The sequence below is a fragment of the Vibrio pomeroyi genome, assembly GCA_041879425.1.
GTDB lineage: Bacteria > Pseudomonadota > Gammaproteobacteria > Enterobacterales > Vibrionaceae > Vibrio > Vibrio pomeroyi_A.
Genome location: CP090855.1, coordinates 1,533,490 through 1,545,509, shown reverse-complemented (window position 1 = coordinate 1,545,509; position 12,020 = coordinate 1,533,490). Strand labels below are relative to the sequence as shown.

Below are 12,020 nucleotides of genomic sequence, written 5' to 3'. Positions count from 1 at the left end.
ATCTTATGAATTCTTTCGACAATACGATTAGCCGCCGAAATACAGGGTCGGTAAAGTGGGACTTTATGGAGCAGAAGCTAGGACTAGAAGGGGCTGACTTGTTGCCAATGTGGGTGTCTGACTACGATTTCCAAGCTCCCCAGAAAGTTCTCGATCGTTTAGCTCAAGATATCGCTCATGGTATTTTTGGGTACTCAGAACGTCAGGATGACTATTACCAAGCTGTAATTGATTGGTTTAGAGACCAACATGACACTGAAATAAAAAAAGAGTGGATAACCACGATACATGGTGTGTTACCGGGTATCGCAATGGCGCTGCAACTGCTCACTCAAGAGAATGACCAGATCGTTATTCAAAGCCCAGGCTACGGTTCATTTCGTAAGATCATCGAACTGAATGACCGCAGAGTTTTGAACAACCCGCTGATTGAATCTGATGGTCACTACCAGCTTGATTTTGCTCACTTGGAAGACTGCTTTGCTAGTGGTGCAAAGGCGTTGATCTTCTGCAATCCTCATAACCCAACAGGCAGAGCATGGAATGAGGAAGAGATAACCCAAGTTGCTGAGCTTTGTAAAAAACACGATGTGTGGCTGATCAGTGATGAAATTTGGAGTGACCTAACGCTAACACCTAATGTATTCCATTCGACGTTAAGCTTACCAAATTCGCTAACCGACAAACTTATTGTGGCGACCGCGGCCAGTAAAACGTTTGGTTTGTCATCATTGAGAATCTCAAACTTCATTATTCCAAATTCGGTGTTGAAGGAGCAGTTTGTTCGCCGTTTGGATGCTCATGGCATGGATTGCTTCAATAGCCTATCAATGTCAGCGGCAACCACAGCGTATCAAGAGTGTGAAACTTGGTTAGTGGACTTAAAACACTACCTGCAAGACAATATAGAAACGCTGAACGGATTCATAAAAGCTGAATTGCCTCATATTCGCTTCATGAAACCCGAAGCGACGTATCTTGCGTGGCTAGATTGTCGTGCAATGAAACTAAGCGATGCAGAGCTAGAACGAAAACTCATTGCTGCTGGTATTGTACCGAGTATGGGGTACGCATTTGGCGAAGAAGGTTCAGGGTTTATTCGATTAAATCTAGGATGTCCTGCTGAAGTATTAGCAGACGCTTTGGTAAGACTTAAAGCAGCATTAGCTCCAAATAGATAAGCAATAAGAAAACATAACCCAATCAATACAACAAAGCCCCACTCAACCGAACGGGGCTTTCATCATTCTTACCATTTAATTGGTTAAATGCGATTAACCTTCCCAAGCAAACTGTTCGAATACTTTGTCTACGGGTGTTTGAGCAACGTGGTTTACGTAGTTACTGATCACTTTCTGTGACAGGCCAAGAATCACTTCTAAAACTTGCTGTTGGCCGTAACCCGCTGCGAAGAATACTTCCATTTCGTTTGCTGGCACATTGCCGCGATTACGAACCATGCTCAGTGTGAAGTCGTGCAGAGCTTGCAGCTTTTCTGTTGGCATTGCGGTGCGATTACGCAGTGCTTCAGTGATCGCAGGATCAACCTTCATTGAATGTGCAATGCCTGTGTGCGCAGGTACACAGTAGTGACACTCATGTTCAACGTTAATGGTTTGCCAAACAACGGTAAGCTCTTCGGCATCAAAAGATGAATCATTAAATAGTTGGTGAAGCTGAGTGTACGCTTTCAGCGTGTTCGGGGATTCAGCCAAAACACCAAATAAACCCGGAACTCGACCCATCTGCTTTTTCGCACCTTCAAGAATAGGTTGGCTTTGTTTTGGTGCTGATTCTACTGAGTGAATTTTGAAATTGCTCATCGTTCTATTCCTATCAATTCTGATTCTAAATTTTTTCATTTACGGAGATTTAGCTACTGCTCTCCGTTGGTGTGAAAACAATATAAACCAAATTAGAACGATCGTTCAAGTAATATTTTGAACAACCGTTCAAAATAAATATCGAGTAAGAAATTAGAAGGAAAAATAGACTATTTAAAATCGAGCTATTTTTAACTTATCCTTTTGATTAAAAACAAAAAAGCCCATCAAGTTCACTTGATGGGCTTTCATTCATCTAAGATTTTGTTTTTAGCGACTACCAGTATTCAGCGTGAGCCAAAGCTTCAACACAGCTAGACTGTTCGCTCGTCACTTTAATTTCACTGTCAGTCAGCGATTGAGCGATCCAACCGTGAGGGTAGCTCAACTCAAATGGCGCTGGGATTTGTTCAACAGAGATTTTCTCAAAGCCCACTCTTGAATAGTAACTAGGATCACCGTATGTCACTGCAAGTTCAACGCCCTGTTCTTTTAGAGTCTGTAAGCCGGAGTTAATCAGCTTTTGGCCAATACCGCGCTTTTGAACCTGTGTGCTCACCGCTACTGGTGAAAGCAAGTACGCCTTGGTTTCATCGTCAAATGAAAGTGGCGTAAAGATAATCGCGCCAACAATCTTGCTGTCAGATTCACTAGAATCATCTTCAGCAACAAAACAGCGTAGCTCTGTCGAATCCGTAGTCGTCAAAAGATCGTTGGCAAGCTTACCCACTGTTTTACCTTCGTTCTCGCCTTCCGAATCGGTAAAGGTTTGAGTAAAAAGTTGAGTGATCGTTTCGATCTCGCTTGAATCATGTTGTCTAAACTTCATAGTGTTCTTCACTTACTGTACTTTCTTCAACACAAAGAAGTGATAATCAAAATCACGCTTAGCTGAACCTTGAGAACCTTCCACAAGTTCGCTCTTATTGAAGAATTGTTTAATTTCATTGTCGCAATCTGCGAGCGCTTTTGAGTTTGGCATCGCTGCTTTCAAAGACTCGACTTGCTTTTGCAAAGGCTGATAATAGGCAAGCCACCCTTCATCGCTCATCGCAAAGTCACCCAAGACTTGATACCCCGCCGCCTTAGCATGCTTGATACGTTCAGCTACCGTGGTCATATCTGGATACTCTCTTTGCCAGAACGCTTTGATTGATTCGCTCGGGGCCTCCGTGTTCCAAACCAAATCATTCACAACCAAGATGCCATCATCGGTAAGTAGCTTCCGCCACTGTTTCAATGCCTTCTGGACACCCATGATGTAAGCGCTGCCTTCTGACCAGATCAGGTCGAATGACTTAGCTTCAAACGGCAAGTCCATCATGCTTGCGCACACGGTTTGAACATTACTTTCTAATCCAGATGCTTGTGCTTGCTGAGTTAGAATGTCCAAACTCGGTTGATCATTGTCGACTGCAATAATGTGTACGTCGGCTTGGTGCTTTTTGATGGCCTTCGCTAACACATTGGTCGCGATGCCTTTGCCACAACCAATCTCAAGCACGTGCTTCGGTGAAATCGGAACTTGTGCCAATGCCGCTAAAGTATCTTCAGCCGTTCCTGGTCCTAAACGCTCTAAGCCCTCAAAGATGGTGCCAAAATCGGCCATGTATTGATCATGTTCATTCATGTCTTTCGATAACCACTTCAATCGCAGAGCCTGTTTCTCATCAAAGCCCTGCTTAATCAACCAATCGAGGTGTGCATCTGGCGCAAGCTTATCCATCGACTCATGCCACTCTTCTAATCCGCTTTCTCCTAACATTGCCGCTAGTAGGTCGCGTGATCGTTGCTTTTGAACGAGATCTTCATCCAACTGCTTAAGGCGATTTTCCAGTAAGCCACGCTCTATCTTTGCATCTAAACAAGCTTGGCACTCTTTGAGCGTCAGCCCACCCGCTTGCAGTTGCTGTAACAACCGAACACGCTGCAGATCCTTTTCAGAATAAAGACGATAGCCATTGCTCTGGCGTTGCGCTTCAATCAAACCGAGCTTGCCGTAATACAGCAATGTGGAGCGACTCAGCCCAACTAAATCGGCCAATTCAGAGATACGATACATGCACTTCCCCTCTCATTTCGGTAGCAAAGATAAACTATGAAGCTGTAGTCAGGTCAACAAAATTCTAGACATTTATTTTGTCTTTTCCTTCTTTGCCTTCAAATTGGTAAAGCTCTCTGAGCGTGTCTTTTAACCATAGAACGATCGGATTGTAGGCATTGCGTTTGTGCCAAATCATGGTGAATGGGATCAGCAACTTATTGGCACTCTCTTCATCTAAAGGGATGGGCAAGCAGGTAAGATTGGGGTGAAGTTGCTCTGCGTAACGTCGGCAGTAGTTGGGGGCAACCGTCGTCATAGTGTGATTGGATTGAGCCGCCATAAACAGAGACTGCTCGAAGCCTGCAAGCGTAAGGGCAATGTTTCGGTCTAGTTGCAGATCGGTAAGCACTTCATCCAGTGCCCACGTTTCGCTTTTTTCCCACACAATATTGATATGCGGGTATTTGAGAAAAGCATCGAGGTTCCACTCCTCCAGCAAAGCTGGGTGATCTTTTCTAAGATACACCACTGGCATATCGTGGAATAACACCTCAAAATCAATAAAGTATGGCAGCGCATCTAGAGACTCTTTCGAGCGCGGATGGCTTTCTCGTCCGGAAAATCCGATATCAGATTCGCCACGCACGATAGAGTCTATTGAATCGTAATCCCAGTTGCGCATTTTGATCTTCGCATTTGGATAGCGTTGATATACGCTTTGCGTCAGCGCATTAAGCATGATCAGTGACAGAGGGGATTCTGCCTCTAGATTCAATCGCACATCTTTCGGCGCTTCGTCACCACGAGTAGTGAGAATTTGGCTGCCAATCTGTAGCCAGTCTTGAAGATCTTTCACCATGCTTAGTGCGAGTGGTGTCGGCGTTAGACCTCTTGGTGTTTTCACAAACAGAGGATCATCGAACCAGTCTCGAAGCTTGGTCAGTGATTTACTCACCGTTGAAGGCGTAACATTAAGCTTTTTAGCAGCTTTTGAAACACTCTGCTCTTGCAGCAGTAATTGCAGAGTGAACAACAGATTCAAATCAAGACGGGCTAGTGGCTTCTTCATAATCACTTTTAACTTGGGAAGGACCTACCCATAGTATTAGAGCAATACTGATAACTCCACCAGCAGCCAGTATAAATACCAACATATTCAATGCACTGAGTCCGATAGCGCCCATCAACCAGATAAACAGTGCCGACGTACACACCTGAGAAACGCCCAATATCGAGCTCGCGACACCTGCTCGATGTGAATAACAGCTCAATGCTTGGCTCATCGCGACACCAAAACCTAGCGAGAAACCACCACACATAAAAGCAAAGCCCAGCAGGGTTACATAATGCCCTAACCCACCATCAATCGATGCAAGCAGCAAGATAGCTGCAATAACAAAGCACGTTTGAGATGTCAGCATCAGGCTTTTCTGCTTAAACACATTCAGTGCAAACGGCGCAGAGAACGACACCAACATACTGACTAATGCTGTGAGAGCCATGGTATACGAGTATTGACCACGGTCGAAGCCAAGCTCTGTCATGATCAACATTGGAGACACATTCACGTAAGTCAGAATCGCCGTCACGCCCAAACTAGTCATGATCACTCGGCTGATAAACAAGGGTTCCTTAAAAGTTTCGGTTGAAGATGATTGAGACACAGAAGCTTATGTTACTTCCGAATCTTTTCTATTCGGCTTAGTTTCTCTTAGTACTAACACCGACAGCAAACACACCACTACGCCCATACTTGCCATAGTCGTAAATAGACCCGGCCAAGGATACACTGTCATGATTAGATGACCGATCACAGGCGCAAGCACTGGCACAATACAGGTAATGCCATTCATCATCGACAACACCTTGGCGCGCTTTTGGTCGTCTAACACATCTCGCAAAATTGCGAATGCCACTACATAACATGAACCCGCACCAACACCTTGGAAAAAGCGCACCGCTAGAAACGGTTCCGCGCTAGTCACAATTCCACCTAACATCGAAGAGATAGCAAAGACAATCGCACCGAAAATCGCGACAGGCTTTCTTCCTACATTGTCGGCAAATTTACCGGCGAACAGCATGGTAGTTGCCATGCCCGCAAGATAGATAGAAAACGCCACATGGAGTTGCGCCTCCGAGGCATTTAAGTCAGCAGCGATTTGAGGCAAACCAACCAAATACAAATCAATCGCAGTTGGATACAAGAGAACAAGCGCGAAACTACAAAACAGAAAACGATACATAACACCCCCACATAATTGGTGTGAGGACAATAAGAGCGAAACGCCAAACTACCGAGTGGCATCTACGACAACGGATCTTTCCATTTACGACAAACCCTCAGTATGTCGAAAAGGCACAGACAAGCATTCATGCAATAAGCAAGGTTTTGACTCAATTCTACTGAAATTAAGACACCGATTTTTCAGCTGTAAACCGCTTCCTATTAATCGGCGAGCAATTTACAAAAGTTATCAGAACGATAAATAAAGTCACCGCGTGAATGTTTAAATTAACCACCCATATCCAACGTAAATTCCTGCTTAAATTTTTTAGAAAAATTCAAAAATAATTAGAATTTAACCCCTAACTTTACTGAGTAATTTGTTAGGCTTGGCAACAAATATTTACAATCCAACTAAAAATTAATTGGATACTTTAAGGTTGCTTTCTTGAATATGAAATTATTCGGCAGTTCTTTGATTCTTTCAGGAACTGCATTAGGGGCTGGCATGCTTGCTATTCCCATGGTGTTGGCCCAGTTTAGCTTCATGATCAGCTCAGTGCTGATGCTACTTATCTTTATCGGCACCACTTACTCTGCACTCCTACTGGCAGAGGCGTGTACCAAAACTAAAGACAACAGTGGCATGAGCAGTGTTGCTTACCTCACTCTAGGCAGCAAAGGTAAACACTTTATCAATGCACTCTTTTACCTGCTGTTGGTATGCATGCTCATCGCTTATATCTTGGGCGTGGGTGACATCATCCATAAGCTACTGCTCGACGTCGGCGTAAGCATCTCTGCTTCTGCTGCTTATACCGTTTTCAGCCTATTTATGGGTGTGATTGTGGTAGCGGGTAAGTCTTATATCGACAAGTTGAACCGTGGCCTATTCATCATGATGGTGGTGATGCTGTTTATTGTTATCGCTTCTCTGTTTAGCAATATCCGTCTTGATTACCTAACTCAAACTAGCCAATACACGGCCAATGACGTGGTGCAATACAGTGCGGTTATCTTTACCAGCTTTGCCTCTATGGTGGTGATCCCGTCACTGGTTATCTACAACCGTGAATCGACTCAAAAACAAATCCGCAATATGATTCTGCTTGGCTCAGTGATTCCGCTCGTGTGCTACCTCACTTGGTTGTTCGCGATTATCGGTAACCTTGGTACAGACGCGATCAGCCAATTCCACAACATTTCAGAGCTAATCTCTGCGTTTAGCGGACAGTCTGCTTGGTTAAAAGTAGTGATTGCTCTGTTCTCAGCACTGGCATTGGTAACCTCTTTCCTTGGCGTGTCCATGGCGCTGTATGACCAAAACAAAGACGCGGTAACCAACAACAAGCTAATGGCTTACGCTCTGACCTTTGTACTGCCTTTAGTATTAGCAGAGTTGTTTGCTAACCAATTTGTAAGCATGCTCGACTATGCAGGCATGGTGTTGGTGTTCCTAGCTATTTGGGGACCACTCGCAATGGTGGTTAAGGTTCGTAGACCTGACTTCCCTCACCTACAAACCGAGGGCAGCTACACAGCAGCCGGTGGCGACACCGCACTAATGGCGACATTCGGTTTTGGCGCGTTGATTTTCGTGTCTTGGTTTATGGGCTAGAACTTATGGGTTAGCCTAAACATTGCTGATAAAAAAGCCCGTGAGTCATAAGATTCACGGGCTTTTTAGTTTTTACTGGGACAGCTCTAATCGAACTGCCTTTGGGCTATTTTAAAAGACTAGCTCTTAAACGTACTAGCGATCTCTTTCAATGAAGCCGCCAGTTCAGCTTGCTCTTTAGCTGTTGCTGCAATTTGAGTTGCGCCTGTGGTCGACTCTGTCGATTTCTGCTCAACTGCCATGACGTTTTGCGCGATGTCTTGAGTCACAACGGCTTGCTCTTCTGTTGCGGTAGCGATCTGTTCCGTCATACTGAAGATCTCGCTTATCGCTGCTGAGATACTTTGTAAGGTGTGTTCAACCTCTTTGGAATCTTCTACCGCTTTTGATGACATCTTCTTGCTGTTATCAATCACGTTGAAGGCTGTTTGCACATCAGACTGTAATGAACTGATAAAGCCTTCAATCTCCAATGTCGATTCTTGTGTGCGCTGAGCCAGTGTACGAACCTCATCGGCAACCACCGCAAAACCACGACCTTGCTCACCCGCGCGCGCTGCTTCAATCGCCGCGTTCAGTGCCAGTAGGTTAGTTTGTTCTGCTACCGACTTAATCACATCAATCACACTGTTAATGTTATTACTGCTCTCGTGCAGGTGCGTGATCTTTTCAGCGAGGTCATTAATTTCAGATGCCAGCTTTTCGATAGAGTGGTAAGAATTTTGAACTGTACTCAAACCTTCTTGTGACTGTTCATCGACCAGTTTAGCGGAGCTTGCTGTCTGCTGAGTTTTCGCGGCCACTTCATTTACCGTTGCTGATAATTCTTCTGTCGCCGTCGCAACTAGACCGATTTGATCTTGTTGTTGAACCAAGGTGTTCGAGTTGTAGTGACAGGTTTGCGAGGTTTCTTCAGCGGCTGAAGCCAAAGTCAGACTCGATTGAGACAGATTGTCGATAACGTTTGAAAACTTCTCTAAGGTTTCGTTGAGTGCCGAAGAGATCTGTCCAAGCTCGCTGTTACCAACGTACTTAGCACGAACCGTTAGATCATTGTTATTACGAACTTTAGACAACATCACTGTCAGGTCTTTCACTCTCATCGTCAGGTCGCTGATCGCCTTAAAGCTCACGAAGGTTGCGAACAACGTAATCAAAGCAAACAGACCAATACTCATCATCATCGCAGACTGCGCCTCTGACATCTTTTTCTCGGTCAGCGTAATCAGTGATTCAGCTAGGTGGTTTTCTGTTTTCTTTAGCTGAACAATACGAGCAGTAGATTGAGAGAACCAATACACAGGGTCAACATCAAAGCCGCTCATCTTAGATTCAGCCAAGCTACGAAGCTTTTCTACTTCTGCCACAGAGCGGTCATTCAACTGTTGCTCAAAGAAACGTACGTTCGCTGGGTTGCTCAACACATCGAAGTTTGAGAAGTAGGTATTTTGCTCTGTCACCAAAGAGATGAATTTCACCAGCATACCCGGGCCAAATTCATTTTTAGAAAAGGTGTTATTTAGGACAGCACGCTCGATACCCGCTCGCTCTTTACCTTGCAAGAAGTTGTAGTAAGCGATGGTTTCTGTAGTGATGGTGGCGTCAGAACTTAATTCAGCAATCAACGCCGATACGCTAAGTAGTTTTGCATTCAGTTGGGTGTAGTAACCCAAAGCCTCAGAAAGTGGGATAGATTGAGAATCCACTCGATTACGAATCGTCGTTATCTGATTAAGGCTTTGGCTTATCTCTGTGTTCAGGCGATTAATCTGTGGAAGATTGATATTGGCAGACTGCCAGTAATCGTTTCTTTCATTACGTCGGTTGTCGGCATTGGTTCTCTGCGCGGCTAATTCACTGACAAATTTGGTTCCTTGAGAGCCAATAAAGCCAGCTGTCATGCCTCGCTCTTTTTGTAACTCATGCACTAACTCACTGTACACAACCGAAAGGCGTGTCAGTTGATTCAATGAGGACATTTCAGTCTTTGTTTCTACGCCTTTGGATATCGCAGAAACACTGAGCCAGAGAAACCCTAAGATCGGTAAAATAAGCAAAGCGATGATTTTTTGCTTAAAAGACATATCGGTTAATTTCATTTTTATTTCCTAGCGGCTAACGAATCTTTATCTATCGTGTAATTAGACACACTTCTAAAACGGTGTACCTTTACTGAGATCATAATAATATTTAGTTTTATCAATTACCGTGCCATATTGGACGACAATCGATAACGCTAGCATTTAACCTTACAGAATTCATTGACTTATTTATAAAACTGTTAGCTATGCAACTTTAGAAAACACAAAAAACGTGCAACAACATTTTTCCGACGCAAGTGACTGAAAAATGACAGTTTTTAATAACCCTAAAGAGGTATGCACACACCATTTTTCACCTCAGTTGTCGCTATATATTCAGCGCCAACTATGTATAATGTCGTGCTCAAAAAGTTACGAATTCAATTAACGTAGAAGCATAATTAGAGGTTTTTATGGACTGTCCCGCTTGCGAAGAACACATTGGATGGGAATGGGTAGAAGAAGCAGCAATCGAACCTAATGAAGAATTCGATTGCCCAGAGTGCGAAGAAACGCTGATGTACAGTATCGATGAAGGCACATATTACGGCGCGCAGCATAAAACCGTCGAAGTCGTCGACAACTAGCCCTTATCAGACTCGTGATTAAGCTGGGAAAAGTGCTCACTTAAATGATGTTTTCCCACGCATGGCGTAATGGCATCACCTTCCATTGCGCTTAAGAAAAACTCCGCAGGCCCAACTCGACTTTCCGGTAGCCACCTTATCACGCACAAAGCCAGTTTCCTAACCCAGTCGGGAACATAAGTAATTCGCGCTGTTTTGCCCTGAGACTGAAAAGCAAGCTCTGCTATTTGTGTTGCACTGAGGATATCAGGCCCACCCACATCCAATTCTTTTTCGTCATTAGGTAACGAAGCCAAGATAAATTCGGCTAGATCTATGCCATGAATTGCATTCAAACGAACATCCCCTGAACCAAAAAGGTGCACCCTTCCCGACTTAGCCATGTTGTAGAACTCTTCGATGTCGGCAAAAAATCCATTCGGACGAATCACGCAAGGTGCTAATTGTTCTGATGCCAGTAAGCGCTGAGCAAAGCGCTCTTTTGCTTCAAGTAAACGAACGTTTTTAATCACGTTCGCCCTAAATGCCGATATATAAACGAACTTCTTAACACCTGCTCGTTCAGCTTCTTCCAACAAATTTAGGTTGGCTTGATAGTCGACATCCATATAACTCAGTCCCTCTTTCTGACGTGTGATACCAACGCAAGAGATGACGATGTCCACTCCATCGCAGCACCCTTTTAGGCTATTAGCATCGGTCACTTGTGCGATCTGAACTTGAGAATCGTTCAGGCCGAGATCCTTCAATTTATCAGCACTGCGAGCCTGCGCTTTGAAGTCAGCATCACACGCTTGGAGTGCTTCGATAAGATGGCGACCTAAGTATCCTGTCGCCCCAGCCACTAGAATTCGGCTTTTGAGCTCATTCGTTACGTTCATTGATAGACAACCTCATTTATTAAAAAGCCTCAGTGATTAGACAGTTTCGTTTTCCGGACGGTAAGGTTCTTCGCGTAGAATGTGGCTGATTAATAACTTCAAATAGAACACAGGTAAGAACCACTCTAAACCGGCCGGTGATTCCACAACATAAAGTGATAAGATCAAGCTCAGTGTATACAGAATCAAAGCAACTGGACGTTGTAAGTAGAGTGCAGTTTTCAATACCAAGGCACACGCCAACATCATGTAACCCCCTGTCACTGCTACCCACATCAGGTTCATATCCAAAAACAGCCAACTGAATACTGTTAACTGAATGAAGTGAATAGCGATAAAGGTCATGTGTTGCTTAAAGCCTTCCCCTTCTCTGTGAAACCAACGCTTGGCACTTGATGTCGCGTTGGTAATCACGCCACCCAGCATGTCGATGGTTAACAGCACCGCTGCTAGGTATTGTCCCCAAGACCAGCCCAACTCTGCATGATTGGCATACGCAGCAATCAGCGCACCCGCTATGAACGGAATGTACAGTTGCAGGTTCTTCTCTGCTGATGTCGCACCCGGACCGATAAATTTATCTAGTCCGCCTAAGAAGCCCGCTCTGAATGGGGGCAGGTTCCAATCAATTCTCATAGTTACCTCGAATAATCGTCGTTTAATTTTTATTTAGAACACTTGGTCTTTTTAAATTAGATCGAAGTTTAACCACTGTAAAGAATTATTTTGACCACTTGGACTAATTTAAACTAAGATGAC

Annotated in this window: 10 protein-coding genes and 1 pseudogene; 3 read left to right on the top strand and 8 right to left on the bottom strand. The window is 44.3% G+C overall.

Annotation, left to right across the window (positions count from 1 at the left end; genetic code table 11):
- The first annotated feature begins 5 nt into the window (after positions 1–5).
- Positions 6–1,181 (top strand): pyridoxal phosphate-dependent aminotransferase, encoded by a 1,176-nt coding sequence (locus L0992_22710; protein ID XGB69203.1) that lies wholly within the window; start codon positions 6–8, stop codon positions 1,179–1,181.
- Positions 1,182–1,274: 93 nt separating this feature from the next.
- Here the strand turns inward: L0992_22710 and L0992_22705 are convergent, their stop codons facing one another.
- From L0992_22705 to L0992_22685, 5 genes and pseudogenes are all read right to left on the bottom strand, one after another.
- On the bottom strand, positions 1,275–1,823 hold the full coding sequence (locus L0992_22705; protein XGB69202.1) for a carboxymuconolactone decarboxylase family protein: 549 nt from the start codon (positions 1,821–1,823) through the stop codon (positions 1,275–1,277).
- A gap of 277 nt (positions 1,824–2,100) precedes the next feature.
- Complete coding sequence (locus L0992_22700) at positions 2,101–2,664, bottom strand: N-acetyltransferase (GenBank protein ID XGB69201.1); 564 nt, start codon at positions 2,662–2,664, stop codon at positions 2,101–2,103.
- Entirely contained in the window at positions 2,665–3,885 is a 1,221-nt protein-coding gene (locus L0992_22695; GenBank protein XGB69200.1) for a methyltransferase domain-containing protein, read from the bottom strand. It lies immediately after the preceding gene.
- Between the two features lie 64 nt (positions 3,886–3,949).
- A complete protein-coding gene (yidZ, locus tag L0992_22690) occupies positions 3,950–4,936 on the bottom strand; it encodes an HTH-type transcriptional regulator YidZ (protein XGB69199.1) in 987 nt (328 codons plus the stop codon).
- Positions 4,911–6,113, bottom strand: a pseudogene (locus tag L0992_22685) (MFS transporter). Before L0992_22685 ends, yidZ begins: the two are co-directional and overlap by 26 nt.
- Positions 6,114–6,548: 435 nt before the next feature.
- On the opposite strand from L0992_22685, the gene L0992_22680 reads away from it, so the two are divergent.
- Positions 6,549–7,712 carry a tyrosine transporter gene (locus L0992_22680; GenBank protein XGB70412.1) on the top strand — a complete coding sequence of 388 codons (1,164 nt, stop codon included), beginning with the start codon at positions 6,549–6,551 and terminating at the stop codon, positions 7,710–7,712.
- 119 nt (positions 7,713–7,831) lie between these two features.
- Here the strand turns inward: L0992_22680 and L0992_22675 are convergent, their stop codons facing one another.
- Positions 7,832–9,811, bottom strand: a complete 1,980-nt coding sequence (locus L0992_22675) for a methyl-accepting chemotaxis protein (GenBank protein ID XGB69198.1) — start codon at positions 9,809–9,811, stop codon at positions 7,832–7,834.
- A 395-nt stretch (positions 9,812–10,206) separates the two neighbouring features.
- On the opposite strand from L0992_22675, the gene L0992_22670 reads away from it, so the two are divergent.
- Complete coding sequence (locus L0992_22670; protein ID XGB69197.1) at positions 10,207–10,380, top strand: hypothetical protein; 174 nt, start codon at positions 10,207–10,209, stop codon at positions 10,378–10,380.
- On the opposite strand, the gene L0992_22665 is transcribed toward L0992_22670, so the two are convergent.
- Complete coding sequence (locus L0992_22665) at positions 10,377–11,261, bottom strand: SDR family oxidoreductase (GenBank protein ID XGB69196.1); 885 nt, start codon at positions 11,259–11,261, stop codon at positions 10,377–10,379. The two genes, L0992_22670 and L0992_22665, sit on opposite strands and share 4 nt — an antisense overlap.
- A gap of 36 nt (positions 11,262–11,297) precedes the next feature.
- Positions 11,298–11,897: a hypothetical protein gene (locus L0992_22660; GenBank protein ID XGB69195.1), complete on the bottom strand. Its 600-nt coding sequence runs from the start codon at positions 11,895–11,897 to the stop codon at positions 11,298–11,300.
- Positions 11,898–12,020: the final 123 nt, after the last annotated feature.

Excerpts from the sequence above, each read along its gene's own strand:
- L0992_22710 (XGB69203.1), top strand. The coding sequence starts at position 6 with ATGAATTCTTTCGACAATACGATTAGCCGCCGAAATACAGGGTCGGTA.
- L0992_22705 (XGB69202.1), bottom strand. The coding sequence starts at position 1,823 with ATGAGCAATTTCAAAATTCACTCAGTAGAATCAGCACCAAAACAAAGC.
- L0992_22695 (XGB69200.1), bottom strand. The coding sequence starts at position 3,885 with ATGTATCGTATCTCTGAATTGGCCGATTTAGTTGGGCTGAGTCGCTCC.
- yidZ (XGB69199.1), bottom strand. The coding sequence starts at position 4,936 with ATGAAGAAGCCACTAGCCCGTCTTGATTTGAATCTGTTGTTCACTCTG.
- L0992_22680 (XGB70412.1), top strand. The coding sequence starts at position 6,549 with ATGAAATTATTCGGCAGTTCTTTGATTCTTTCAGGAACTGCATTAGGG.
- L0992_22675 (XGB69198.1), bottom strand. The coding sequence starts at position 9,811 with ATGAAATTAACCGATATGTCTTTTAAGCAAAAAATCATCGCTTTGCTT.
- L0992_22670 (XGB69197.1), top strand. The coding sequence starts at position 10,207 with ATGGACTGTCCCGCTTGCGAAGAACACATTGGATGGGAATGGGTAGAA.
- L0992_22665 (XGB69196.1), bottom strand. The coding sequence starts at position 11,261 with ATGAACGTAACGAATGAGCTCAAAAGCCGAATTCTAGTGGCTGGGGCG.
- L0992_22660 (XGB69195.1), bottom strand. The coding sequence starts at position 11,897 with ATGAGAATTGATTGGAACCTGCCCCCATTCAGAGCGGGCTTCTTAGGC.